Origin of the sequence: Methylobacillus draconifructus (assembly GCF_045984385.1) — a bacterium.
In the GTDB taxonomy this organism is placed as follows: domain Bacteria; phylum Pseudomonadota; class Gammaproteobacteria; order Burkholderiales; family Methylophilaceae; genus Methylobacillus; species Methylobacillus flagellatus_A.
The window spans coordinates 517742-542722 of the sequence record NZ_JBJQIJ010000001.1; the positions used below are offsets into that span (position 1 = coordinate 517742).

Annotated in this window: 22 protein-coding genes and 1 pseudogene; 15 read left to right on the forward strand and 8 right to left on the reverse strand. The window is 58.4% G+C overall.

What is annotated here, in order from left to right; genetic code table 11:
- Positions 1 to 55: 55 nt before the first annotated feature.
- From carA to ACKF11_RS02570, 4 genes are all read left to right on the forward strand, one after another.
- Positions 56 to 1186: a glutamine-hydrolyzing carbamoyl-phosphate synthase small subunit gene (carA, locus tag ACKF11_RS02555; protein WP_309564723.1), complete on the forward strand. Its 1131-nt coding sequence runs from the start codon at positions 56 to 58 to the stop codon at positions 1184 to 1186.
- A 5-nt stretch (positions 1187 to 1191) separates the two neighbouring features.
- Positions 1192 to 4398: a carbamoyl-phosphate synthase large subunit gene (gene carB / locus ACKF11_RS02560; protein ID WP_407995849.1), complete on the forward strand. Its 3207-nt coding sequence runs from the start codon at positions 1192 to 1194 to the stop codon at positions 4396 to 4398.
- Between the two features lie 133 nt (positions 4399 to 4531).
- Positions 4532 to 5008, forward strand: a complete 477-nt coding sequence (gene greA, locus ACKF11_RS02565) for a transcription elongation factor GreA (protein ID WP_309564725.1) — start codon at positions 4532 to 4534, stop codon at positions 5006 to 5008.
- Positions 5009 to 5021: 13 nt separating this feature from the next.
- Positions 5022 to 5477: a DUF4149 domain-containing protein gene (locus tag ACKF11_RS02570; protein WP_407995850.1), complete on the forward strand. Its 456-nt coding sequence runs from the start codon at positions 5022 to 5024 to the stop codon at positions 5475 to 5477.
- 64 nt (positions 5478 to 5541) lie between these two features.
- On the opposite strand, the gene ACKF11_RS02575 is transcribed toward ACKF11_RS02570, so the two are convergent.
- Entirely contained in the window at positions 5542 to 5838 is a 297-nt protein-coding gene (locus ACKF11_RS02575) for a YhbY family RNA-binding protein (protein ID WP_407994387.1), read from the reverse strand.
- A 33-nt stretch (positions 5839 to 5871) separates the two neighbouring features.
- Here ACKF11_RS02575 and rlmE point away from each other — a divergent pair, with 33 nt between their 5' ends.
- From rlmE to ACKF11_RS02600, 5 genes are all read left to right on the forward strand, one after another.
- Positions 5872 to 6495 carry a 23S rRNA (uridine(2552)-2'-O)-methyltransferase RlmE gene (gene rlmE, locus ACKF11_RS02580; RefSeq protein WP_407994330.1) on the forward strand — a complete coding sequence of 208 codons (624 nt, stop codon included), beginning with the start codon at positions 5872 to 5874 and terminating at the stop codon, positions 6493 to 6495.
- Between the two features lie 71 nt (positions 6496 to 6566).
- Positions 6567 to 8459: an ATP-dependent zinc metalloprotease FtsH gene (ftsH, locus tag ACKF11_RS02585; RefSeq protein ID WP_309564728.1), complete on the forward strand. Its 1893-nt coding sequence runs from the start codon at positions 6567 to 6569 to the stop codon at positions 8457 to 8459.
- 86 nt (positions 8460 to 8545) lie between these two features.
- On the forward strand, positions 8546 to 9385 hold the full coding sequence (folP, locus tag ACKF11_RS02590) for a dihydropteroate synthase (protein ID WP_407995851.1): 840 nt from the start codon (positions 8546 to 8548) through the stop codon (positions 9383 to 9385).
- 34 nt (positions 9386 to 9419) lie between these two features.
- Positions 9420 to 10781 carry a phosphoglucosamine mutase gene (glmM, locus tag ACKF11_RS02595; protein ID WP_407995852.1) on the forward strand — a complete coding sequence of 454 codons (1362 nt, stop codon included), beginning with the start codon at positions 9420 to 9422 and terminating at the stop codon, positions 10779 to 10781.
- A 68-nt stretch (positions 10782 to 10849) separates the two neighbouring features.
- The gene (locus tag ACKF11_RS02600; RefSeq protein WP_407995853.1) at positions 10850 to 11389 is read left to right on the forward strand and encodes a phosphatase PAP2 family protein; all 540 of its coding nucleotides are present in this window, start codon (positions 10850 to 10852) and stop codon (positions 11387 to 11389) included.
- A 163-nt stretch (positions 11390 to 11552) separates the two neighbouring features.
- Here the strand turns inward: ACKF11_RS02600 and ACKF11_RS02605 are convergent, their stop codons facing one another.
- The gene (locus ACKF11_RS02605) at positions 11553 to 12386 is read right to left on the reverse strand and encodes a zinc dependent phospholipase C family protein (protein WP_407995854.1); all 834 of its coding nucleotides are present in this window, start codon (positions 12384 to 12386) and stop codon (positions 11553 to 11555) included.
- Positions 12387 to 12516: 130 nt separating this feature from the next.
- On the opposite strand from ACKF11_RS02605, the gene ACKF11_RS02610 reads away from it, so the two are divergent.
- Positions 12517 to 12885, forward strand: coding sequence for a diacylglycerol kinase (locus ACKF11_RS02610; protein WP_407995855.1), 369 nt, complete (start codon positions 12517 to 12519; stop codon positions 12883 to 12885).
- A 27-nt stretch (positions 12886 to 12912) separates the two neighbouring features.
- Here the strand turns inward: ACKF11_RS02610 and ACKF11_RS02615 are convergent, their stop codons facing one another.
- Entirely contained in the window at positions 12913 to 13614 is a 702-nt protein-coding gene (locus ACKF11_RS02615; RefSeq protein WP_510338908.1) for a PA4824 family protein, read from the reverse strand.
- 108 nt (positions 13615 to 13722) lie between these two features.
- On the opposite strand from ACKF11_RS02615, the gene ACKF11_RS02620 reads away from it, so the two are divergent.
- Both ACKF11_RS02620 and ACKF11_RS02625 read left to right on the forward strand, forming a co-directional pair.
- Positions 13723 to 14928: a glycosyltransferase gene (locus ACKF11_RS02620; protein WP_407995857.1), complete on the forward strand. Its 1206-nt coding sequence runs from the start codon at positions 13723 to 13725 to the stop codon at positions 14926 to 14928.
- A gap of 244 nt (positions 14929 to 15172) precedes the next feature.
- Positions 15173 to 16388, forward strand: a pseudogene (locus ACKF11_RS02625) (D-amino acid dehydrogenase).
- Between the two features lie 46 nt (positions 16389 to 16434).
- Here ACKF11_RS02625 and pstB read toward each other — a convergent pair.
- The 5 genes from pstB to ACKF11_RS02650 form a co-directional block, all read right to left on the reverse strand.
- Positions 16435 to 17214, reverse strand: coding sequence for a phosphate ABC transporter ATP-binding protein PstB (pstB, locus tag ACKF11_RS02630; RefSeq protein ID WP_407995858.1), 780 nt, complete (start codon positions 17212 to 17214; stop codon positions 16435 to 16437).
- A 43-nt stretch (positions 17215 to 17257) separates the two neighbouring features.
- The gene (gene pstA / locus ACKF11_RS02635) at positions 17258 to 18196 is read right to left on the reverse strand and encodes a phosphate ABC transporter permease PstA (protein ID WP_309564738.1); all 939 of its coding nucleotides are present in this window, start codon (positions 18194 to 18196) and stop codon (positions 17258 to 17260) included.
- Positions 18197 to 18198: 2 nt separating this feature from the next.
- Positions 18199 to 19140, reverse strand: a complete 942-nt coding sequence (gene pstC, locus ACKF11_RS02640; protein WP_309564739.1) for a phosphate ABC transporter permease subunit PstC — start codon at positions 19138 to 19140, stop codon at positions 18199 to 18201.
- A gap of 94 nt (positions 19141 to 19234) precedes the next feature.
- The gene (locus tag ACKF11_RS02645) at positions 19235 to 20257 is read right to left on the reverse strand and encodes a PstS family phosphate ABC transporter substrate-binding protein (RefSeq protein WP_407995859.1); all 1023 of its coding nucleotides are present in this window, start codon (positions 20255 to 20257) and stop codon (positions 19235 to 19237) included.
- Positions 20258 to 20374: 117 nt separating this feature from the next.
- Positions 20375 to 21247, reverse strand: coding sequence for a trypsin-like serine protease (locus tag ACKF11_RS02650; protein ID WP_407995860.1), 873 nt, complete (start codon positions 21245 to 21247; stop codon positions 20375 to 20377).
- 156 nt (positions 21248 to 21403) lie between these two features.
- Here ACKF11_RS02650 and prfB point away from each other — a divergent pair.
- The 3 genes from prfB to ACKF11_RS02665 all read left to right on the forward strand — a co-directional run bounded on the left by prfB (position 21404) and on the right by ACKF11_RS02665 (position 24979).
- Positions 21404 to 22508, forward strand: a protein-coding gene (gene prfB, locus ACKF11_RS02655; RefSeq protein ID WP_407995861.1) for a peptide chain release factor 2 whose coding sequence is annotated in 2 segments (ribosomal slippage) — positions 21404 to 21484 and positions 21486 to 22508 — 1104 coding nt in all. Because the reading frame shifts where the segments join, the coding sequence is not laid out codon by codon here.
- Positions 22509 to 22510: 2 nt separating this feature from the next.
- Positions 22511 to 24040, forward strand: a complete 1530-nt coding sequence (gene lysS, locus ACKF11_RS02660) for a lysine--tRNA ligase (RefSeq protein ID WP_407995862.1) — start codon at positions 22511 to 22513, stop codon at positions 24038 to 24040.
- Positions 24041 to 24421: 381 nt separating this feature from the next.
- Entirely contained in the window at positions 24422 to 24979 is a 558-nt protein-coding gene (locus tag ACKF11_RS02665; protein WP_407995863.1) for a bactofilin family protein, read from the forward strand.
- Positions 24980 to 24981 lie beyond the last annotated feature (2 nt).

Consider the following 24981-nt stretch of genomic DNA (forward strand, 5'->3'; position numbering starts at 1 on the left):
CCGCTTTCCGTGCTTGTCTTTGTGCGGAATATCAAATAGTTACAAGGAGTTAGAATTGCCGCAAACCCCAGCCGTACTTGTGCTCGCAGACGGGACAGTGTTCAGGGGCATTTCAATCGGTGCCTTGGGTGAGACTGTAGGGGAGGTGGTTTTCAACACCTCCATCACCGGTTATCAGGAAATTCTCACCGACCCATCCTATACCAAGCAAATCGTGACATTGACCTACCCGCATATCGGCAACGTCGGGGTCAATGTCGAGGACGTCGAGTCCGGGCATGTCTATGCAAGCGGCCTCGTCATTCGCGACCTGCCCTTGCTGAGCAGCAGCTGGCGCAGCGAGAAACCCCTGTCAGAATACCTGGCCGAAAACAACGTGGTGGCCATTGCCGATATCGACACCCGCAAGCTCACCCGCATCCTGCGTGAAAAAGGCGCGCAGGCCGGCTGTATCATCGCCGGCGAGGTGGACGAGGCGCGCGCACTGGAATTGGCGCGCAGCTTCCCTGGCCTGGCCGGCATGGACCTGGCCAAGGTGGTGAGCCGCAAGGACGCAGGCACGTTCGAGCTGGGCGAATGGAAGCTTGGAGAAGGCTATGCCGCCCAAGATCATGCCAAGTTCAACGTGGTCGCTTTCGACTACGGCGTCAAGCACAACATCCTGCGCATGCTGGTGGAGCGCGGCTGCAAGGTGACCGTCCTGCCTGCCCAGGCGACTGCCGAGGAAGCCTTGGCGTTGAATCCCGACGGCATCTTCCTTTCCAACGGCCCGGGAGACCCGGAGCCTTGCGATTATGCGATCAAGGCCATCAGTACATTGGTGGATACCGGGGTGCCGGTATTCGGGATTTGTCTGGGGCACCAGCTATTGGCCCTGGCGAGCGGGGCCAAGACCGTCAAGATGAAGTTCGGCCATCACGGCGCCAACCATCCGGTGCAGGACCTGGACGACAAGCGTGTATTCATCACCAGCCAGAACCATGGCTTTGCGGTCGATCCCGAAAGCCTGCCAGCCAACCTCAAGTCTACCCATGTCTCCTTGTTCGATGGCAGCCTGCAAGGGATCGCCCGTACCGACAAGCCTGCGTTCAGCTTCCAGGGGCATCCCGAAGCCAGCCCGGGCCCTAACGAGATGAGCTACCTGTTCGACCGCTTCATCAACCTGATGGGACAGCAAAAGCAATAAATACCATGGCAAAACGTACCGATATCAAATCCATACTCATCATAGGCGCCGGCCCGATCGTGATCGGCCAGGCCTGTGAATTCGACTATTCCGGCGCCCAGGCCTGCAAGGCGTTGCGCGAAGAAGGCTACCGCGTCATCCTGGTCAACTCCAACCCGGCGACCATCATGACCGATCCGGACATGGCGGATGCAACCTACATCGAGCCTGTCACCTGGCAGATGGTCGAGAAGATCATTGCCATCGAGCGCCCGGATGCGCTGTTGCCGACCATGGGCGGGCAGACCGCGCTGAATTGCGCATTGGACCTGGCCAAGCACGGCGTGCTGGAAAAATACAATGTCGAGCTGATCGGCGCTTCCAAGGAAGCCATCGACAAGGCCGAGGACCGCGAGAAGTTCAAGCAGGCCATGACCAAGATCGGCCTGGGCTCCGCCCGCTCCGCAGTGGCGCACAGCATGGAAGAGGCGTTGCAGGTGCAGGCTTCGATCGGTTATCCCGCCATCATCCGCCCCTCGTTCACCATGGGCGGCAGCGGCGGCGGCATCGCCTACAACCGTGAAGAGTTCATCACGATTTGCGAGCGCGGCCTGGAGGCCTCCCCGACCAGCGAGCTGCTGATCGAAGAATCCCTGCTCGGCTGGAAAGAATACGAGATGGAAGTGGTCCGCGACAGCAAGGACAACTGCATCATCATCTGTTCCATCGAGAACCTTGACCCGATGGGTGTGCATACCGGCGACTCGATCACTGTCGCTCCTGCGCAGACCCTGACCGACAAGGAATACCAGATCATGCGCAACGCCTCTCTCGCCGTGTTGCGCGAGATCGGGGTGGATACCGGCGGTTCCAACGTGCAGTTCGCGATCAACCCCGACGACGGCCGCATGATCGTGATCGAGATGAACCCGCGCGTGTCGCGTTCATCCGCCTTGGCATCCAAGGCCACCGGTTTCCCGATTGCCAAGGTGGCGGCAAAGCTCGCGGTCGGCTTTACCCTGGACGAGCTGCGCAACGAGATTACGGGTGGCGCGACACCGGTTTCCTTCGAGCCTTCCATCGATTACGTCGTCACCAAGATCCCGCGTTTCGCGTTCGAGAAATTCCCGCAGGCTGACTCCCGCTTGACGACGCAGATGAAGTCGGTGGGTGAAGTGATGGCCATTGGCCGTACTTTCCAGGAATCATTCCAGAAGGCCCTGCGCGGCCTGGAAGTAGGCGTGGACGGCCTGGACGAAAAGACGACTGACCTGGACGAAATCCAGAAGGAACTTGGCGAGCCCGGCCCTGAGCGCATCTGGTACGTTGGCGATGCGTTCCGTGCCGGCCTGACGGTGGACCAGGTATTCGACCTTTCCAAGATCGACCGCTGGTTCCTGGTGCAGATTGAGGACATCATCAAGCGCGAGCAGGCGCTCAAGGGCCGTCACCTCGCCGACCTGGATCGCGACGCGCTGTTCCAGCTCAAGCGCCGCGGCTTCTCCGACAAGCGCCTCGCCAGGCTGCTGGGCACCGACCAGCATGCCGTGCGCGCCTACCGCCAGGCATTGAGCGTGCGCCCGGTCTACAAGCGCGTGGATACCTGCGCTGCCGAATTCTCGACAGACACCGCCTATATGTACTCCACCTATGAAGAGGAGTGCGAGGCGCAGCCGACCAGCAAGAAAAAGATCATGGTGCTGGGCGGCGGGCCTAACCGTATCGGCCAGGGCATCGAGTTCGACTATTGCTGTGTGCATGCCGCCTTCGCGATGCGCGAGGACGGCTATGAGACCATCATGGTCAACTGCAACCCGGAAACCGTATCCACCGATTACGACACTTCCGATCGCCTCTATTTCGAGCCGTTGACGCTGGAGGACGTGCTGGAGATCGTGGCGCTGGAAAAGCCGGAAGGCGTGATCGTGCAATATGGCGGACAGACTCCGCTCAAACTCGCGCGCGACCTGGAGAAGGCCGGCGTGCCCATCATTGGCACCAGCCCGGACGCGATCGACCGTGCGGAAGACCGCGAGCGCTTCCAGCAGATGCTGCAGGAACTCGATCTGAAGCAGCCGCCCAACCGCACGGCGCGTACGCCTGAAGAGGCGATCCGCCTGGCGCAGGAAATCGGCTATCCATTGGTGGTGCGTCCTTCCTACGTACTGGGCGGCCGCGCGATGGAAATCGTGCACGAGCAGGCACAGCTGGAGCGCTACATGCGTGAGGCCGTCAAGGTTTCCAACGAGTCCCCGGTATTGCTCGACCGCTTCCTCAACGATGCGCTCGAAGTTGATGTGGATGCGCTTTCCGACGGCGAAGACGTCATCATCGGCGGCATCATGGAGCACGTCGAGCAGGCCGGCGTTCACTCAGGCGACTCCGCATGCTCGCTGCCGCCATACAGCTTGTCTGCTGCGATGCAGGACGAGCTGCGCGAGCAGACCGTCAAGATGGCCAAGGCGCTGGGCGTGGTCGGGCTCATGAACGTGCAGTTCGCTATTCAGGGCAATACCGTTTACGTGCTGGAAGTCAATCCGCGCGCGTCCCGCACCGTGCCGTTCGTGTCCAAGGCCTGCGGCTTGCAGCTGGCCAAGATCGCGGCGCGCTGCATGACCGGGCGCAAGCTCAAGGACCAGGGCGTGACCCGCGAGGTCGTGCCGCCTTACTATTCCGTGAAGGAAGCGGTATTCCCGTTCATCAAGTTCCCGGGCGTGGATACCATTCTTGGGCCGGAAATGAAGTCTACCGGCGAAGTGATGGGGGTAGGCAAGACCTTTGCCGAAGCCTTCGTCAAGTCGCAGCTCGGTTCCGGCACCAAGCTGCCCAAGGGCGGCAAGGCGTTCATCAGCGTACGGCGCGAGGACCGCGAGCGCGTGGTCGAAATCGCACAGGCCCTGGCTGGACTCGGGTTCCAGCTGGTGGCTACGCGCGGCACCGCTGGCGCGCTGACCGAGGCCGGATTGAGCGTGACGCCGGTGAACAAGGTGGCGGAAGGGCGTCCGCACATCGTGGACATGATCAAGAACGGCGAGATCAGCTTCATTGTCAACGTGACCGAAGACAAGCGTGCCGTGGCGGACTCCTATGAAATCCGCCGCAGCGCCCTGCAGCAGAAGGTGACGTATTACACTACGCTGGCTGGCGCCAAGGCCGCCTGCATCGGCATGGCGCATATGCAGGAACTGGAAGTGCAGTCCTTGCAAAGCTTGCATAAACAGCTTTCTAAGTAATAACATAGTTACTGACCAGACCACGCCTGTACAAGCAGGTGTGGTTTTATTTTTATCCGGCATGCCTGTTGCGGTTCGTTTCGGCAGGCAATGCATTGTTTTCAAGCAAGTTGTGGATGCCAAGGAATAACAAATGAATCAAATCCCAATTACCGTCAAAGGCGCTGAACTCCTCAAGGCCGAATTGCAGCGCCTGCGCAGCGTGGACCGGCCTGACGTGATCCAGGCCATTGCGGAAGCGCGCGCCCAAGGCGATCTTTCCGAAAATGCGGAATATGATGCGGCCAAGGAGCGCCAGAGCTTCATTGAAGGCCGGATTGCCGAAATCGAGGCCAAGCTTTCCAATGCGATGGTCATTGATCCCGCAACCCTGAATGCCGAGGGCCGCTGCGTATTTGGCGCCACGGTTGAGGTTGAAGACCTGGATAGCGGGGACGTGGCGACCTATCAGATCGTAGGCGACGACGAAGCGGACATCAAAAGCGGCAAGATTTCGATTGGTTCGCCGATTGCCCGTGCATTGATCGGCAAGGTCGAGGGGGATGTTGCTGAAGTGGCGGCTCCTGGCGGCCTGCGCTCCTACGAAGTGCTCAACGTGCAGTATATCTAGAGAGGCTAGGCGAATGAATGCATGGTCTGACAGGTTGGCATTAATCGTCATTACCCTTTGGGTAGGAGCCTTGTGGATAGTCGGCTATGTCGTGGCGCCCAGCCTGTTCAGCCAACTTGCTGCAGACAAGCCATTGGCGGGAAATCTTGCGGGACGTTTATTCGAACTAGTGGCCTACATCGGCTTTGCAAGCGCGGTCTACTTGCTGCTGCACCGCCTACTGCGTTCAGGGTTTTTCGCATTCAAGCAAGGCTTTTTCTGGGCTGTGGTCATCATGCTCCTGATCGCGATCGGCGGGCAGTTCGTCATACAGCCCATGATGGCGGATCTGAAGGCGCAGGCATTGCCTGCCGATGTAATGCATAGCGACTTCGCGGACCAGTTCAGCCTGGTACACGGCATCGCCAGCGTGGGCTACTTGGTTCAGAGCCTGCTTGGCCTGGTGCTGATATTCAAGGCAAGGCCGTAACGGAGAAAAGCCGCAATTCACAATGATGATGAGTTGCGGCTTTTGTCTTAGGTAAGGGCTCGTTCTATTTCGGAATGGCGATCTTGGGCTGCTCGGCCTGGCGGTAGATGATCAATTGCTTGCCGATATGGTGCACGGGAATGGCGCCGGTCTTCTCGCAGATTTCCTGCAGCATGGCGACGCGGGCCGCCCGGTCGTCGCCGAATACCTTGATCTTGATCAGCTCGTGCGACTTCAGGCTGACCTCAATCTCTTTCAAGACCTGTTCTGACAGGCCGTTATTACCTATCATCACTACAGGATGCAGGTCGTGGCCCAGGCCACGCAAAAAGCTGATTTGTTTGGAATTCAATTGATTTATCTTGTTGATTCGAAAAGGCTCGCAGTTTAGCAGATGAAACGCCGACCTACCAGTAAAGCTTGGTTGCAGGAACATGTGAATGACGAGTTCGTCAAACGTGCCCAGCGTGACGGCTACCGTGCCCGTGCCGCCTACAAATTGCTCGAAATTGATGAAAAAGACCAATTGATCAAGCCGGGCATGACCATCGTCGATCTGGGCTCTGCGCCTGGCAGCTGGTCGCAAGTGGCAGTCCAGCGCCTTGCCGGCCAAGGGCGCGTGATCGCGCTGGACATTCTGGAAATGCCGCCGGTGCCTGGCGTCGAGTTCATCCAGGGGGATTTTCGCGAGGAGGAAATCCTGCGGGCCCTTGAAAAAACCCTGAACGGAAAGCCGGTAGACCTTGTAATTGCCGATATGGCCCCCAATATCAGTGGCATCAGCGACGTGGACCAGGCAAGGGCGGCCTACCTCACCGAGCTTGCACTGGAGTTTAGCCGGGAATGGTTGAAACCGGGGGGCAATTTCCTGGTCAAAGTGTTCATCGGCTCCGGCTTCGACGAGATTGTGCTGGCAATGCGAGAAAGTTTCGAGAAAGTGGTGACGCGCAAACCCAAGGCGTCGCGGGACCGCAGCAGTGAAGTTTATCTTCTAGGCCTGAAGCGCAAGAATGCCTGAATTGTAGGGCATGACGGTGCAAATAGGTTTAGAATAAAGCAGTAAATGTCCATTGAATAAGGATCAGGACTTTGAATAACATCGTAAAGAACGTTGCCATCTGGCTGATTGTGGCCCTGGTGCTCATGACGGTTTTCAACCAGTTCGGCCCCAAGGGTTCTTCTGAGAGCCAGGTGGTGTATTCGCAGTTCATCAATGAGGTGAAAGAGGGCAGGATCGCCAAGGTCACCATTGATGGACGCGTGCTGCGCGGCGTGACCAACGAAGGCCGCAAGTTCAATACCTATGCGCCTTCCGACCCATGGCTGGTGTCCGACCTGCTCAAGAACAATGTGACGGTGGAAGCCAAGCCCGACGAAGAGCCATCCATCCTCATGAGCATTTTCGTGTCATGGTTCCCCATGCTGCTCCTGATCGGCGTCTGGATTTTCTTCATGCGCCAGATGCAGGGCGGCGGCAAGGGCGGTGCGTTCTCGTTCGGCAAGAGCAAGGCGCGCCAGCTCGATGAAAACTCCAACCACACCACTTTCGCGGATGTGGCCGGTTGCGACGAAGCCAAGGAAGAAGTTTCCGAACTGGTGGAATTCCTGCGCGACCCGACCAAGTTCCAGAAGCTGGGCGGACGCATCCCTCGCGGCGTGCTGATGGTGGGCCCTCCTGGGACCGGTAAGACCCTGCTTGCCAAGGCCATCGCCGGCGAGGCCAAGGTGCCTTTCTTCACGATTTCCGGTTCCGACTTCGTTGAAATGTTCGTCGGCGTGGGCGCGGCGCGCGTGCGCGACATGTTCGAGCAGGCCAAGAAGAATTCGCCTTGCATCATCTTTATCGATGAAATCGATGCCGTGGGCCGTCACCGTGGCGCAGGCACCGGCGGCGGCAATGACGAGCGCGAACAGACCCTTAACCAGATGTTGGTTGAGATGGACGGTTTCGAGGCCAATTCCGGCGTGATCGTGATTGCTGCCACCAACCGTGCCGATGTGCTGGACAAGGCGCTGCTGCGCCCCGGGCGTTTTGACCGCCAAGTGATGGTCGGCTTGCCCGATATCCGTGGCCGTGAGCAGATTCTCAAGGTGCACATGCGCAAGGTGCCTATCGACGCCGACGTCAAGGCCGATATCCTCGCGCGCGGCACGCCCGGCTTCTCGGGCGCCGACCTGGCCAACTTGGTCAATGAGGCGGCGCTGTTCGCTGCGCGCCGCAACAAGCGTACCGTGGACATGCAGGACTTCGAGGATGCCAAGGACAAGATATTCATGGGCCCGGAGCGCAAGTCCATGATTATGCGCGAGGAAGAGCGCCGTAACACGGCTTACCATGAATCCGGCCATGCAGTGGTTGCAGCCCTGCTGCCGCACGCCGATCCTGTGCACAAGGTGACCATCATGCCGCGTGGCTGGGCGCTGGGCCTGACCTGGCAATTGCCCGAGCACGACCGCATCAGCAACTACAAGGACAAGATGTTGGAGGAAATCTCCATCCTGTTCGGCGGCCGCATCGCGGAAGAGATTTTCATGAACCAGATGTCCACCGGCGCTTCCAACGACTTCGAGCGCGCTACCAAGATCGCGCGCGACATGGTCACTAAGTACGGTATGTCCGATGTGTTGGGCACCATGGTGTATGCAGGTAGCGAGCAAGATTCGTTCTTTGGCAGCATGTCTTCCAAGACCGTGTCCGAGGCGACCCAGCAAAAGGTGGATGCGGAAATCCGCCGTATCCTGGATGAGCAATATGCCGTGGCGCGCAAGCTGCTGGAAGAAAACCGCGACAAGGTGGAAGTCATGACGGCCGCTTTGCTGGAGTGGGAAACCATCGATGCCGAGCAAATCCAGGACATCATGGAAGGCAAGCCGCCACGTCCGCCCAAGCCAGCGCCATCCAGCAGCAAGCCTGCCGCCGATAGCGACAATGGCGGCGGCACGACCACAGAGCCAGCGCCGCAGCCTGCTGCAAAAGCCTGATTCAGTTCCCGCTTCTAGGCCACATTGACTCGAAAGCAAACACTTCGGGACTTGTGGCCTTTATTGTTTCCGTCTGTTGATGAAATATGCCAATCTCTAACCAATTCATTTGCGGCAAGTACCAGCTTGACCTCACGAGGCCCCATGTCATGGGCATCGTCAATGTCACTCCGGATTCCTTTTCAGACGGCGGGCGCTATGCCTCGACCGAGCTGGCCGTCTCGCATGCCTTGCAACTGGTAGCCGAGGGGGCCGATGTTCTCGACATCGGCGGCGAGTCTACTCGGCCTAATGCAATCCCTGTCGGACTGGAGGAGGAGCTGAACCGGGTAATCCCCGTAATAGAGCGCCTGGCAAGGGAAGTCGATGTACCGCTTTCCATTGACACCTATAAGCCGCAAGTGATGCGCGAAGCGGTGAAAGCCGGTGCCGCCATCATCAACGATATTCGCGGCTTGCAGGAGCCCGGCGCATTGCAGGCGGCTGCGGAGGGCAATGCCGGGGTTTGCGTCATGCATATGCAGGGGACGCCGCAGACCATGCAGCAGGATCCGGTTTATCAGGACGTGGTGCAGGAAGTAAAGGCATTCCTCCTGCAACGCTTGCAGGCATGTGAGGCGGCGGGCATTCCTGCTGAGCGCATCGTGCTCGACCCGGGCTTCGGCTTCGGCAAGCGCACGGCGCATAATATTGCCCTGCTCAACGGCCTGCCGGATATCCTAGAGCTGGGCCGCCCCTTGCTGGTCGGCTTGTCGCGCAAGTCCGTGCTTGGGCAGATCGTCGGTAGTGACGTCGATCAACGGCTGCATGCCAGCCTGGCGGCGTCGGTGATTTCGGCAATGAATGGCGGCCGTATCGTGCGGGTGCACGACGTGAAGGCCACGGTGGATGCGCTAAAGGTAGTCGATGCCGTCATCAATGCATGAGCGGCGCTGGTAAAAAATTTAACGAGTCATAAAAATGAGCAGAAAATATTTTGGTACGGATGGTGTGCGCGGCAAGGTGGGGACGTTTCCCATCACCCCTGATTTCGTCATGCGCCTTGGCTATGCGGCCGGTCGTGTGTTGACGCGTATGGACCATCACCTGGCGCCCGGCACCAAACCGCTGGTGATTATCGGCAAGGATACCCGCATCTCGGGGTATATGTTCGAGACGGCACTGGTCTCCGGTCTTTGCGCAGGCGGCGTCAACGTCCGTATCACCGGGCCGTTGCCGACGCCCGCCATCGCCCATGTGACCCGTGCGCAGCGTGCGCAGGCCGGCATCGTGATTTCGGCATCCCATAACCCGTTTGACGATAACGGCATCAAGTTTTTCTCGGCGCAAGGCACCAAGTTGCCGGACGAGGTAGAACTCGCCATCGAGGCCGAATTGGACCAGCCCATGGAGCTGGTCCCGACGGAACAGATCGGTCGGGTAAAGCGGATTGACGACGCTGCAGGCCGGTATATCGAGTTCTGCAAGAGCACCTTCCCGAATGCATTGGATTTGCGCGGGCTGAAGATCGTGCTCGATTGCGCCAACGGCGCGACCTACCATGTGGCGCCGCCTGTGTTCCACGAGTTGGGCGCCGAAGTCATCAGCATCGGTACCCAGCCGAACGGCCTGAACATCAACCTGGACGTCGGCTCCACCCATCCAGAGTCCTTGCAGCAGGCCGTGGTCGAGCATCAGGCCGACCTCGGCATCGCGTTCGACGGCGATGGCGACCGCGTGGTCATGGTCGATAGCCAAGGCCAGCTGTTGGATGGCGACCAGCTGCTCTACATTATCGCCAGCCATCGCCATCAACGTGGCCGGTTGGGTGGCGGTGTAGCCGGTACCCTCATGACCAACCTAGCGCTCGAACATGCGCTGGGCAAAGAAGGCATCCCATTCCAGCGTGCCAAGGTTGGTGATCGCTATGTACTGGAATTGCTCAATGCCAATGAATGGCAGCTGGGCGGGGAAAACTCAGGGCACATCCTCTGTCTGGACAAGCATAGCAGCGGCGATGGCATCATCGCCGCATTGCAGGTGCTGCATGCCTTGCGCGCCTCCGGCCTGAGCCTGGCCGATTGGGGCAGGCGCTTGCCACTCTATCCTCAGGTACTCATCAACGTCAAGGTCGCGCAACGCATTGACCTGGACGGCAATCCAGAATTGCAGGCGGCGGTGAAGGCTGCCGAGGATGCATTGAACGGCAGCGGCCGCGTCTTGCTGCGCGCTTCCGGCACGGAGCCCAAGATTCGCGTCATGGTCGAAGGGCAGGACCGGAACCTTGTGCAGAGCTTGGCCGAGAATATTGCCGCTGTGGTGCGGCAAGCGGCAGGAAACTAAGAGCGGCTGTCATCATAAATTCAGCGTAGTGACACGGTTTTGTCATGAGGGAGTGCCAATCTGCGCCCATGCATAACCGACTGCTGACAAATTATCTTGAACGTATCTGTGCGCTGGACAGTGCCTTGTGCATCAAGGTCAATCGCAGCAGCCATTACCGCCTGGTACGCTGGAGTTTCCGCCTGGTGAGCCGCCTGGGCGATGGCGTGTTCTGGTATGCCATCATGCTGGGCCTGATCCTCACACAAGGAGAGGCTGGCATTGCGGCCAGCCTGCATATGATGGTCGTAGGCCTGAGCGGCACGTTGATCTACAAATGGCTCAAGGGCAAAACCTTGCGTCCACGACCTTATGCTGTCCACCAGGACGTGTGGCTAGCCGGAAAACCGCTCGACAAGTTCAGCTTCCCCTCGGGCCATACCCTGCACGCAGTCGCATTCAGCATGGTCGCCTTGGCCTATTATCCGGAACTTAGCATGCTGATACTGCCGTTTGCTGTGTTGGTGGCGATGTCGCGCGTGGTGCTGGGGTTGCATTATCCGAGCGATGTGCTGGCAGGAGCTGCAATTGGCGCTTTGATCGCCTCGGTATCTTTCTTGTTCGTCTAGCTGTTTCTATTTTCCTCACATCATCGCAATGGCGAGCGCAGCGAAGCCAAGTGCGGTTTTGACCTTGGGCTCCCCGTCTGGCTGCGCTACTCGGCGCAGTCAGACGGGAGGTAAGTCAACGGCGGCTTGGCATCGCTGCGCTCGCCCTTGCGGGCAGGTAGGATCAGTAAAAATACTCGATCGGGCTATTGAGCCTGCGCTTAAGGTCAGCCAGGCAACGCTTGCGCCAGCGTTGCATCTGTTCGCTGGGCACGTGGTTGAGTTCCGGCTCCCAGTGCGGCCTGCCGCCTTGCAATAACGTGCCGATATGGCTGAGTGCGCTCTGGGTCCTGGCGATGTAGAAGGCGAAATTGCGGAACAGGCGCTTATCCATTAAACGCATGCCATGGTAGATCATGCCTGGCAGGCGGGACACGCGCAGCAGACGGTCGGCTTTTCCCAGTCTTGATATTGTGCGGATGGCTTCCGCCGGGCTGCAGTTGAAGTAGGGGGCGATAAAGTGTCCCAAGGTGTGCCGATGGTTGAGCAACAGTTGGGCAGGGGTATGCTCTAGCAAAGGGGCCAGGTAGGCATCCATGGCCCATTCCGCGCCGATGTGCGTGATCATGCTGCCTTCCATCCACATGGCTTCATGGGCGGGAACGAAGTGGTTGTGCGCGATGACGTCTATGTAGAGGTGGCTGGCGTAGCCGATGGCAATCGCGGTTTCCTCATCGCCGCTGGCATTGGCCAGCATTTGGTGGGCGTTTTCCCAGTAATGGCTGTGGCTGAAGCGCGGCGATACGATGGCGAGGTCCGGCAGGCACGCTCCCGCCATTACCAGTTGCGGGAAGCGGCTGATGGCGCGTTGCAGGCGCGGGTCGAGCAACGGCATGGCCCAGAGCAGCGAGTGGGCGAAGTAGACGTGGGTCACCAGGCCCCAGGCCTGGGCGTCCGCACTGTAGCCCACGATTGGTGTGAACCACAGCAATGAAGTCAATATCTTGCCGGTATTCATGCCGTTAATGTGCTGGCTGGCAATGAATGGATTGTGGCAATTCCGTGATGTTATCGTGACAATGGCAGGGGCTGCTGGCAATTTGCTATACTGCCGCGCTCAATCTCCCACATTCTGTTCCGAGGAATTCATGGAAAGTCCGTACAAGGGCAAGACCGGTTTGCGTCGTCTGATCAATGCGTTTGGCTACTCTGTCGACGGGCTTGCGGCCGCTTACCGCAATGAGGACGCGTTCCGTCAGGAAGTGCTCATGGCGATGATCATGATTCCCTTGGCCATTTACCTTGGCAACGATGCGATTGCCAAGGCCTTAATGATAGGCAGCGTGCTGCTCGTGATTATCGTCGAGTTACTCAACTCGGCGGTTGAGGCGACCGTGGACCGGATTTCGTTGGAAAACCACCAGCTTGCCAAGCGCGCCAAGGATATCGGCAGTGCCGCCGTATTGATTTCCCTGATCAACCTGGTGGTGGTCTGGTGTCTGTTGATCTTCGGCTAAAGTATTTTCGCCCGCCGCAGCCGTGCCTCACCAAAGCGGGGCAGAGAGCAGGCGCAAGCCGATGCTGAGCCAACGCTCGTCGCTATTGTTGTGCATGCGGTTGCCGTAGGTGGTGTCGATCTGTACCCGGTCCTGTACCAGCCAATAGCGCAGGCCTGCCTGGTAATAGGGACGCGCGCGATGGTCTCCATAGGTTTCCGCAATCAGGTCCAATTTGCCTGCGAGCGGGATTTCTGAGCCAAATCCCCAAGTCATGTCCGTCCGGCTTTTTTCCTTGTCGTGTAATGCGCCCAGGTTGGCGTGCAGGATCAATTTGTCGCTGAAGAACGAGGCGCTGACCGGGACATAGGCATAGGCGTTGCCCACCATGCTGGAATTGTTGTCCAGCCTGGGATGCTGCGCATAGCCTACGACCAGGCCATAGCCGTAGCTATTGGTTTCCAGCGGCTTGAACAATGCTTTCGCCTGCATCATCAGGTCGGTGTTCTGCGAGGCGCGGTCCTCACGGGTAATAGCCCCACCCAGTGTCAGCTCCAAGTTCTCCGCCGGGCTGCATCCGGGCAACGCCCAATATTCCGTGCTGTTACGGTTGCGTTTTGCCCATGATTCGAGCTGGCAGCTTTGCGGATCTACAACACGCGCATCGTCGGTAATCATCGGGCGTGCTGCCATGGCAGCTGAGGGCGCCAATAGGGCGAACAATACGAATGAACAGAAAAAATTCCTCATGGCGCAAGTCTAGTCAAAAAATGTGACGAGCGCATGGCAATTCATTGAAGCGTCACAATCCATAGGTATCTTCACCCATATGTGTTTGTTGATACTGGAGCAGGGCGCGTGAAGATATTGTTCATCTCGGATGTGTATTTTCCCCGTGTGAACGGGGTTTCCACCTCGATCCGTACTTTTGTGAGCCAGATGCAGGCGCTGGGCCATGAGGTGCATCTGATCGCACCGGATTACGGCGTCTCTACGGAAGATGAAGCCTGGATCAAGCGCATTCCCGCTCGCAGCATCTATTTCGATCCGGAGGACAGGTTGATGCGCTACGCTGCCGTACTCAAGCTGTTGCCGGAATTGCGCGACGAGAATTACGATGTCGTGCATATCCATACCCCCTTCGTGGCGCATTATCTCGGCATCAAGCTCGCACGCTTGCTGGATATTCCCTGCCTGGAAACCTACCACACCTTCTTTGAAGACTATATGCACCACTACCTGCCATGGATACCCCAGTCCATGGCCCGCAAGATCGCGATCAGTACCTCACGGCGGCAGTGCAATGCGGTCAACGCAGTGATCGCGCCATCGCAGCCCATGCTGGATGCGTTACGCAGCTATGGCGTCAAGGCCAGCGCGGAAGTGATTCCGACCGGCTTGCAGGAAAAAAGCTTTGAAGAGGCCGACGGCGAGGCTTTCCGCGACCGTTACGGCATTTCACGCCAGCGGCCCGTGGCTTTGTTCGTGGGTCGCGTCGCGCATGAAAAGAATATCGATTTCCTGCTGCGCATGGCCAATGAGCTGCGGCGCCAGCAGCCCGACATGTTGCTGGTCGTTGCCGGGGAAGGGCCGGCGCAAAAACACCTGGAGGATTTGAGTGCCGAGCTGGCGCTGGGCGACAACATCAAGTTCATCGGCTACCTGGACCGCAACACCGAACTGAATGCCTGCTACAAGGCGGCGGATGTCTTCGTTTTCGCCTCCAAGACCGAGACGCAAGGACTGGTGCTGCTGGAGGCGATGGCACAAGGCGTACCCGTCGTGGCACTGGCGGAGCTGGGCACCAAGTCCATCCTGATAGAAGGGGAGGGCGCGATGATCGCCCCTGAGGATGAACGTATTTTTGCCTCCAAGGTGTTCAGCCTGTTTGCCAACCCAGGCAAGCGCGCCAAGCTGGGCCAGGCAGCCCGGCAATATGCGGTAAAGCGCTGGACCGCACGCTTGCAGGCCGAGCGCATGCTGCAGTTTTACCAGCGCGTGCAAAGCCGCAGCGCATTCCATGCAATGAATATGGACAACAACCTCAAAGCCCGGGGCGGCTGAGAGTTGCTGAGAAAATTAAAAGCCGCTGACAAAATTCAGTGAAACGATTCTGGCCAGGGGCTCTGTGGAACGCAGTACATGGAGTACGGCAAGGCTGAGCAACAACGCCAGAAGGATTTTGTTCATGGCTCTAAGCGGTAGGCTCTGCCTCGCCCAAGATGCCGGCTTGATGCTAAGCTAGCCTTATCTGGCATGGTGAGGAGGCAATGTGAGAGTGATCGTCCTGGGCAGCGGCGTGATCGGCGTGACGACTGCCTGGTATCTTGCCGAAGCCGGACATGAAGTCATCGTGCTGGACCGGCAGCCCGGTCCTGCGCTTGAAACCAGCTACGCCAATGCCGGGCAGGTTTCTCCCGGCTATTCCAGCCCCTGGGCAGCGCCCGGCGTTCCCCTCAAGGCGCTCAAATGGATGCTGCGCCGCCATGCGCCATTATTTATCAAGCCGGACGGTTCCTGGCAGCAGCTGCGGTGGATGTGGCAACTGCTGCAGAATTGCACGGCCGCGCGTTACGAGCAGAACAAGGCGCGCATGGTGCGCCTGGCCGAATACAGCCGCGATTGCCTGGATCGGCTGCGTGCCGATACCGGCATTGAATATGAAGGCAGGCAGCAAGGTACCTTGCAACTGTTCCGTACCCAGGAGCAGCTGGATGCTGCGGTGCGGGACATCGAAGTATTGCGCTTTGCCCATGTACCTTTCGAGTTGCTGCCGAGATCATTGCTGTCTAAGGCAGAGCCTGCCCTGGAACGTGTTAATCAGAAGCTGACGGGCGGCTTGTGGCTGCCGCATGATGAAACCGGGGATTGCCACCTGTTCACGACCCGCCTGGCGGAAATGGCCGCAGCCAGGGGCGTACAGTTCCGTTACGGACAGGAAATCTCCCGTCTCGATATTGAATTTGGCAGTGTCCAGGGCGTGGTGGTGAATGGCGAGCGATTGCAGGCGGATGCCTATATTGTCGCCTTGTCCGCCTACTCGACCAGTTTTCTCAAGGGCGTGCTCGACTCCCGTTTACCCAGTCAAGGGCTATTCCATCACCGTTCCCATTATTGACGAGGCCTCAGCGCCTGTTTCGACAGTGTTGGATGAAACCTACAAGACCGCCGTGACGCGCTTCGACAATCGTATCCGCGTGGGCGGCATGGCCGAATTGGTCGGGTTCGACCGCCGCCTCAGTCCAAGACGAGAAGGCACGTTGAAACTGATCGTCGACGACCTGTTCCCCGGCGCCGCCGACCTGAGCCAGACTAATTTCTGGACCGGCCTGCGCCCCATGACCCCCGACGGCACCCCCACTGTCGGAGGCACGCCCTTGCCAAACCTCTACTTGAATACCGGTCATGGCACGCTGGGCTGGACCATGGCTTGCGGATCAGGGAAACTGCTTGCCGATATCATCTCGGGTAAGGAAGCGGATATCCAGCATGACGACCTGGGGCTGGATCGATATGCAAAATAAAAAAGCCGGAGCAATCCGGCTTTTCTGACATTGCCTGAAAACTCGATTAGCCGAACTTGCCGGTAATGTAGTCTTCGGTTTCCTTGCGGCTGGGGTTGGTGAAGATCTTGTCGGTGTCGTCATACTCGATCAGTTCGCCCAGGTACATGTAGGCCGTGTAGTCGGAAACGCGCGCGGCCTGCTGCATGTTGTGTGTCACGACCAGGATGGTGAGCTTGTTGCGCAGTTCGGACATCAGCTCTTCGATGTTGGCGGTGGCGATCGGGTCCAGCGCCGAGGTCGGTTCGTCGAACAGCATGATCTCGGGGTCGGTCGCCAATGCGCGGGCGATACAGAGGCGCTGCTGCTGGCCGCCGGAAAGGTTGAAAGCCAGGTCGTGCAGGCGGTTTTTCACTTCGTCCCAGAGGGCAGCGCCCTTGAGCGCTTCTTCCACCTTGTCGTCCACCACGCGCTTGCTGCGCTCGCCGCGTACGCGCAGGCCGTAAGCGACGTTTTCGTAGATGGACTTGGGAAACGGGTTGGGCTTCTGGAACACCATGCTGATGCGCATGCGCACTTCGATCGGGTCGACGCCGTTGTCGAGGATGTTGGTGTTGTCCGGGTGCATGACGATCTGGCCGTCGTACTTGTTGCCGGGGTAGAGGTCGTGCATGCGGTTGAAGCAGCGCAGGAACGTGGACTTGCCGCAGCCGGATGGGCCGATCAGGGCCGTGATGCGCTTTTCGTACAGCGGCATGGTGATGCCCTTGAGCGCCTTGTGGCCGCTGCTGTAGTAGAAGTTCAGGTTGCGTGATTCGGCTTTGACCGGGCTAGTTGTTGTTACCATGATGTCAATATCCTGATTCTGAAATCGTTCTGTTTGATGTGGCTTACCACTTGATGTTCTTGCGGATGCGGTAGCGCAGCCAGATCGCCGTGCCGTTCATGAGCAAGGTCACGACGATGATCAAGGCGCCGGTAGCCGCAGCGTTGATGTGGAAGGCATGGTCGGGGCGCGACAGCCAGTTGAACATCTGGATAGGCAACACGGTGAAGCCGGATTGCAGCCATTCAAAATTGATGAACGGCGCCACATCGCTGACTGGAGATGGCGGCAGGAAGGCGATAAAGGTCAATGCGCCGATCGTGATGATAGGCGCGGTTTCGCCCAGCGCACGCGCCATGCCGATGATGATGCCGGTCAGGATGCCGCCGGAGGAGTAATGCAGCACATGGTGGAAAACCACCTGCCATTTGGTTGCTCCTACGGCATAGGCCGCTTCGCGGATGGAAACCGGGATGCCGCGGATAGACTCGCGCGTGGTCACGATGACGATAGGCAGGATGAGCAAGCCAAGGGTCAGGCCCGCGGTCAGGATGCTTTCGCCGAAGCCCAGGCCATAGACGAACAGACCAAGCGCCAGCAGGCCATAGACGATCGAAGGTACGCCAGCCAGATTGGTGACGTTGATCTCGATCAGATCGGAGAACCAGTTCTTGGGGGCGTATTCTTCCAAGTAAATACCGGCAGCCACTCCCATGGGAACGGCAGAGAAGAATGTCACCAGCATGACCAGCAGGGAGCCCACCCAGGCCGATAGCAAGCCGGCACTGGCTGCACGGCGGGATGGATAGTTGGTCAGGAAGTCAAGGTTGAAGCGGGGATAGCCGTCTGCCACCAAGTCGATGAACAGGGTGAGCAGGGTAAGCAGGCCTATCATCAATGCCAGCAAGCCAACGATGGAGAAAATGAAGTCGTTGCGTTTGTGCTTGCGGATCATGGTCCGCACTTCGGCGAGGTTTTCCAGTACGGATGCTTGTGTCGTCATGATTAATATACCTCGCGGAATCTCTTGCGGGTGAGGTGGCCGATGATGTTGAATGTGAGCGTCATCAGCATCAGCACCAGGCCGGCAGCAAAAATACTTTGGTAACCGATGCTGCCGTGCGGCAGGTCGCCCATGGCGACTTGCACGATGTAGGCGGTAATTGTGGCCGCGCTTTCCATCGGGTTGAAGGTCAAGTTGGGTTGCTGGCCAGCGGCGAGCGCTACCACCATGGTTTCACCTACGGCACGGGAAATACCCAGGATGTAGGCTGCGATGATGCCGGAGATGGCGGCAGGCGTCACCACGCGGATGGCGGTCTGGAAGCGGGTCGCTCCCATGGCGTAGGAGCCCTCGCGCATGCTCATGGGCACGGCGCGCATGGCGTCTTCCGCCATGGAGCTGATATAGGGAATGATCATGATGCCCATGACGATACCTGGCCCGAGCATGTTGAAGCCGGGCAGTTCCGGGAAGATTTTTTGCAGCAGCGGCGTGACGAACAGCAGGGCAAAATAGCCGAACACCACGGTCGGCACGCCGACCAGCAATTCTAGGATGGGCTTGACGATTTCACGGGTACGGTGCGAAGCGAATTCCGAGAGGTAGATCGCGCCTATGGTACCCAGGGGAATCGCCACGGCCAATGCGATGGCCGAGGTGGTCAAGGTGCCGGACACCAGGGGCAGGATGCCGTAATGGGCGTTCTCGAACAGGGGCGTCCATTCCGTATCGGTCAGGAAGTCCCACAATGATACATGCTCAAAGAAAGTGAAGGATTCATACAGCAGAATCACGACGATCGAAATCGTGGTGGCGACGGCGGAAAGCGCCGCCAGCATCAGGATGAATTCAATGACCCGCTCCAGGAGGTGACGGCGCACATTCTTGGCCAAGCGGGCACTGATGGGGAGTTCGGCGGGTTTTTGTAACACTTGAGAGACCATGATCACATTGATAATCCGTGCATTGTAACGGAATGCAGTTATGCGGGCGATGCCGGGAAGCCTGAAAATATCCGGCTTTCCGGCATCGTAAGTATTACTTGATACGCTTCAGCAGATCAGTGATCTTGATGCCCACTTCAGGCTCGCCGCCAAAGCCGGTGCCGACTTTCTGTGCCTTCCAATGCTCGTTGACCGCAGCGTATTCATGCGCAGGCAAGGCGACATATTTCACTTCCTCGACTAGCTCCTTGCTGTTCGCCAGGTAGAAATCGATGAACGCTTTGACGTTGGGATTGTTTTTTGCGGCCGTTGCGCTGACGTAGATAAAGAGCGGGCGTGACAACGGTTGGTACGTACCGTTCATCACGGTTTCGCGGGATGGCAGCACCGCAGGCGCGCCAGCCTTGGCCACGATAGGCACGGCCTTCACGCGCTTGCTGTTCTCTTCATAATAGGCGAAGCCGAAATAGCCGGTGGCGGCGACATCGCTGGCAACGCCCTGCACCAGGACGTTATCGTCCTCGGAGGCGGTGAAGTCGCCGCGGCTGGACTTGGCCTTGCCGACAATCGCCTCGGTGAAGTAATCGAACGTACCGGAATCGGAACCGGCGCCGAACAGCTTCACTGGAGTGTCGGGCCAGCTTGGGTTGACTTGCTTCCAGGTCTTGATCTTGCCTTGCGCTTCAGGCTCCCAGAGTTTCTTCAGTTCTTCGACGGTGAAGCTCTTAATGAATGCGTTTTTCGGGTTAACCACTACGGTCAGGGCGTCATAAGCCACCGGCAGTTCGATGAATTCGATGCCGGCTGCCTTACAGGCTTCGATTTCCTTGGTCAGGATAGGACGTGAAGCCTCGGAGATGTCGGTTTCGCCGCGGCAGAATTTCTTGAAGCCGCCGCCTGTGCCGGAAATGCCGACGGTCACCTTGATGCGCTTGGCCTTCTGGAATTCTTCGGCCACCGCTTCAGTGATTGGGTAAACGGTGCTGGAGCCGTCGATGCGGATAATGTCGTTTTTTGCTGGCGCTGCTTCTGCATGGGGCATGGAGAATACAGCGGCAACGAGGGCAGCAACACCTGCTGCCTTCAGTAACTGGCTTGGAACAAATTGGGATTGCATATAGGCTCCGTAGATTGGTCAAGTGTTGCCTGGAGCCTCAATATCAATTATGCCCCGATGACAACCCGGCAAATATAAAGCGTAAATATTTCATATTTGTGACAAATAGGCAAAATGTCATGCTGCCGGGCCTGCCTTGCGGTGAGCGCGCCTGGCTTCCGCGAGCGGGCAGGCGAGCAGCGCAATGCCAAGTATCAGCAGTATATAGGAGGCAGGTTCGGGAACGGCGCTGACCTGGGCCACAGCGAGGGCCGGCAATGTGCTGGAGCCGGAAGGCGTACCCACCCAGTTCAATTTCTGGTGGATTGCCTCGTCGGGATCGGTAGGAGTGTAAAGCAGCATGGTGATATCCAGCCAGTCGTGATAGGCCGATGGCTGGACGTAGCAAGACTTGTTGGTCCGGCAGATGGCGGAGGCGATGCCGCCCAGGATCAGATCATCTTCATCGTGTGCGCCGAGGAATAACCCGCTGCCGCTATCCCCGCCTTGCACGATCGCGCTGCCGCTGGGCGTGCTGTCGGTGATGATCCAGTGCACGTTGTAATTTCCGACGCGTGCAATATTGTCGGTCAGCGTGGTTTCCACATAGCGTCCATCGCCGTTCCCGCCCGCATTGGCCAACGTCACCGTGCCATATGGCTCGACATCCTTGATATAGGCCAGGTTCAGCGCCGCATAGCTGTCGGCGACAATCGGCGTGGCCAGGTGCAGGAGCGCCAGGTCGTTGCCGGGGAACTGGTAATTGGGAAGCACGAATTTATCATCGATCACGGCGTCGCCGTACCCCGAAGAAAACACCTTGCCGGTCGTGGCCGCATGCCCGGCAGTCAACACCCAATTGGGCGCCACCAGCACGCCGTCGGCGCCGCCCACAATTTGCCCTACCAGGCCAAAGTCGGTGGTGGGCGTGCTGCCAACCAACGCCAGCGCCGGCTGGGTGAAGGTCAGGCTGCCGATCAGCATGAGGTATGCAGGATTGGGTGTGCGCATGGTGCATCCTAAATTAATATGATGCGTTGAATTCTAGATAAAACCGGTGCCTGAGAATACATGACTGCGGGCATGGGTATTCTGCACGGCAAACAGCGGCCGCCTGGGCATTAATGTATAATTACGCGCTTTGAATTCAGTCAGTTCGGACATTGCATGGAAGCGGAACAACTTAATCTCATCGCCAACCGCCTGGATGACCTTGCGGAGCGTCACCAGGCCCTACGGGGGTATCTTTGACTTCGAAACCAAGCAGCAGCGCCTGGAAGAGGTTTCGCAACTTCTAGAAGACCCCAACATCTGGAACGACAACGAGCGTTCGCAAAAGCTCGGCAAGGAGCGGCGCGAGCTGGAGTTCGTCGTCAACTCGCTGACCGAAGTCGATAACGGCGTGCGCGACAGCCGAGAGCTGTTCGAGATGGCGCGCGAGGAAAACGACGACGACACCCTGCTCAGCATCGATGCCGATACGCAGTCGCTGGAAAAGATCGTCGCGGAAATGGAGTTCCGCCGCATGTTCGCCCACCCGATGGACCCGAACAATTGCTTCCTCGACATCCAGGCCGGTTCGGGCGGCACCGAGGCGCAGGACTGGGCCTCCATGCTGTTGCGCATGTATTTGCGCTATTGCGAGAACAAGGGCTTCAAGGTCGAGGTATTGGAGGAGTCCGAGGGCGATGTGGCCGGCATCAAGAGCGCCTCGCTGAAAATCTCCGGCGACTACGCCTACGGCTTTCTGCGCACCGAGAGCGGCGTGCACCGGCTGGTGCGCAAATCGCCGTTCGATTCCGGCAACCGCCGCCATACCTCGTTCGCCAGCGTGTTCGTCTACCCCGAGGTGGACGATTCCATTGTAGTGGAGATCAACCCGGCCGACCTGCGTATCGACACCTACCGCGCCTCCGGCGCGGGCGGCCAGCACATCAACAAGACCGATTCCGCGGTGCGTATCACCCACTTGCCGACCAATACCGTCGTGCAGTGCCAGAACGACCGTTCGCAACACCGCAACAAGGACGAGGCGATGAACATGCTGAAGGCGCAGCTGTACGCGCTGGAGCTGCGCAAGCGCAACGAAGAGAAACAGGCGATGGAAGACGCCAAGACCGATATCGGTTGGGGGCACCAGATCCGTTCCTACGTGCTCGACCAGTCGCGCATCAAGGATTTGCGCACCAATGTCGAGGTCGGCAATACCCAGGGGGTGCTGGACGGCGACCTGGATCCGTTTATTTCTGAAAGTTTGAAGCAGGGAGTGTAAGGGTGAGTGACGCACAAAATTCCAAGACGGCGAATGAAGCAGCCAGCGCGCAGCAGGATGAAAACCATGTGATCGCCGAGCGCCGCGAGAAACTCAAGGCGATCCGCGAGCAGGGCGTGGCCTTTCCCAACGACTTCAAGCCCGAGCATGCCGCGCAAAGCCTGCATGACAGTTACGACCCGGTCGAAGGCGAAGAGCTGGAATCCCAGGCGCTGGGCGTGGCGATCGCCGGCCGCATGATGCTCAAGCGCGTCATGGGCAAGGCCAGTTTCGCCACGGTGCAGGACAAGAGCGGCCGCATCCAGGTGTTCGTCACCAGGGAAAATGTCGGCGAAGAAACCTACGACGCCTTCAAGAAGTGGGACCTTGGCGACATCATCGCGGCACGCGGCACCCTGTTCAAGACCAAGACCGGCGAACTTTCCGTCAAGGTGAGCGAACTGCGCCTGCTGACCAAGTCCCTGCGTCCCTTGCCGGAAAAATTCCACGGCCTGGCAGACCAGGAAACCAAATACCGCCAGCGCTATGTCGACCTGATCGTGTCCGAGGAAACCCGCAAGACCTTCGTGGCGCGCAGCAAGATCGTCGCGGCGATCCGCGCTTTCATGCTCAGCCACGAGTTCCTGGAAGTGGAGACGCCCATGCTGCATCCGATTCCCGGCGGCGCGGCTGCCAAGCCGTTCATTACGCACCACAATGCGCTGGACATGCAGATGTACATGCGGATTGCGCCCGAGCTCTACCTCAAGCGCCTGATAGTCGGCGGCTTCGAGCGCGTGTTCGAGATCAACCGCAACTTCCGCAACGAAGGCCTGAGCGTGCGCCACAACCCGGAATTCACCATGATGGAATTCTATGCGGCCTACACGGACTACAAATGGCTGATGGACTTCACCGAGAGCTGTATCCGCGCTGCGGCGATCGCTGCCTGCGGTTCTGCCGTGGTGGAGTACCAGGGACGCGAGCTCGACCTGGGCAAGCCGTTCGAGCGGCTGACCATTGTCGGCGCGATCCAGAAATACGCGCCGCAATACACCTTGGAACAATTGAGCGACCAGGCTTTCCTGCGCCAGGAGCTGAAGAAATTCGGCGTGGAGGCGTTTGCCCACCTTGGCCTGGGCGCCTTGCAGCTGGCCTTGTTTGAAGAGACGGCAGAAAGCCAGCTCTGGGACCCCACCTATATCATCGATTACCCGGTCGAAGTCTCGCCGTTGGCGCGTGCATCCGATACCGATCCTGCAATTACGGAACGGTATGAGCTGTTCATCACTGGTCGCGAGATCGCCAATGGCTTCTCGGAACTGAACGATGCGGAAGACCAGGCGGCGCGCTTCCATGCCCAGGTGGCTGCCAAGGAGGCCGGGGATGACGAGGCCATGTATTACGATGCGGACTTCATCCGCGCGCTCGAATACGGCATGCCGCCGACAGGCGGGTGCGGCATCGGCATCGACCGCCTGGTGATGCTGTTGACCGATAGCCCCAGCATCCGCGACGTGATCCTGTTCCCGCATATGCGGCCGGAACACTAACCTTGCCAAGGCCGGTCATACCGGCCTTTTTTATTGCTTGCATAGTTCCGCAATTGTTGTCTGTCAGCGACAAGCGCTTTATGTGTAGGACTCAATGACGCTTTTTAGCTGCCTTGGCCGCACGGCTGATATAGCGTTGTTTGACGCCTGTATCCCATACGGTCTTAATCCTCACCATGCTGGATTGCTGAGATGGCGAGGCCCGCGACGTCGTACATCAGCGACATTTTGAGCAGCAATCTCTTGTTGAATATGAATTTATTTTCATAATAAGTTGATTATGAACAATTAATATTGCGTGGCATATACCTTGCTGACTGTCGATGGTCTTGGCTTATTGATCAAATAGGCCTGTCTGTCATCAATAGAGAGGTTTTTTCCATGTTAAACAAGCAAGGTCTATTCAACCGCACTTCTACTCCCCAAAGCAGCTCCAGCGTCAATCCTGTTTCTACTCCCTTGAATAGCAAGCCGGAAACCACCTCGGTGCCTTACCAGGCCACGCCAGTCACGAATACCGCGGCTTCCGCCTCCAAGCCTGAGACGTCATCGGCAGCAGGCGTACACGCCGATGCCCAGACCGGCAGCCGCCTGATCGTCGGGCCCGACGTCAAGTTGAAGGGGGCCGAGATTCAGGACTGCGACATTCTCGTGGTGGAAGGGCGTGTCGAAGCTACGATGGATAGCCGTGTGATCCAGATCGCGGAGCATGGCGCTTTCTCCGGCAAGGTGGGCATTGATGTGGCCGAGGTCCATGGAAATTTCGAAGGCGAGTTGACGGCACGCAGCCAGCTGATCATTCATTCCACCGGCCGTGTGAGCGGGAAAATACGTTATGGCAAGATCCTGATTGAAGAAGGGGGAGAGCTGTCCGGCGATATCGCTTCCCTCTCTGCGGATGAAGGCAGCAGCAAGGTCAAGCGCATCCAGTCTGCATGAGG

Coding starts and splice junctions, on each gene's coding strand:
- ACKF11_RS02570 (WP_407995850.1), top strand. CDS start 5,022: ATGAATGCATGGTCTGACAGGTTGGCATTAATCGTCATTACCCTTTGG.
- rlmE (WP_407994330.1), top strand. CDS start 5,872: ATGAAACGCCGACCTACCAGTAAAGCTTGGTTGCAGGAACATGTGAAT.
- ACKF11_RS02665 (WP_407995863.1), top strand. CDS start 24,422: ATGTTAAACAAGCAAGGTCTATTCAACCGCACTTCTACTCCCCAAAGC.
- glmM (WP_407995852.1), top strand. CDS start 9,420: ATGAGCAGAAAATATTTTGGTACGGATGGTGTGCGCGGCAAGGTGGGG.
- ACKF11_RS02605 (WP_407995854.1), bottom strand. CDS start 12,386: ATGAATACCGGCAAGATATTGACTTCATTGCTGTGGTTCACACCAATC.
- greA (WP_309564725.1), top strand. CDS start 4,532: ATGAATCAAATCCCAATTACCGTCAAAGGCGCTGAACTCCTCAAGGCC.
- carB (WP_407995849.1), top strand. CDS start 1,192: ATGGCAAAACGTACCGATATCAAATCCATACTCATCATAGGCGCCGGC.
- ACKF11_RS02615 (WP_510338908.1), bottom strand. CDS start 13,614: ATGAGGAATTTTTTCTGTTCATTCGTATTGTTCGCCCTATTGGCGCCC.
- pstB (WP_407995858.1), bottom strand. CDS start 17,214: ATGGTAACAACAACTAGCCCGGTCAAAGCCGAATCACGCAACCTGAAC.
- ACKF11_RS02610 (WP_407995855.1), top strand. CDS start 12,517: ATGGAAAGTCCGTACAAGGGCAAGACCGGTTTGCGTCGTCTGATCAAT.
- ACKF11_RS02600 (WP_407995853.1), top strand. CDS start 10,850: ATGCATAACCGACTGCTGACAAATTATCTTGAACGTATCTGTGCGCTG.
- ACKF11_RS02650 (WP_407995860.1), bottom strand. CDS start 21,247: ATGCGCACACCCAATCCTGCATACCTCATGCTGATCGGCAGCCTGACC.
- pstC (WP_309564739.1), bottom strand. CDS start 19,140: ATGGTCTCTCAAGTGTTACAAAAACCCGCCGAACTCCCCATCAGTGCC.
- pstA (WP_309564738.1), bottom strand. CDS start 18,196: ATGACGACACAAGCATCCGTACTGGAAAACCTCGCCGAAGTGCGGACC.
- ACKF11_RS02645 (WP_407995859.1), bottom strand. CDS start 20,257: ATGCAATCCCAATTTGTTCCAAGCCAGTTACTGAAGGCAGCAGGTGTT.
- folP (WP_407995851.1), top strand. CDS start 8,546: ATGCCAATCTCTAACCAATTCATTTGCGGCAAGTACCAGCTTGACCTC.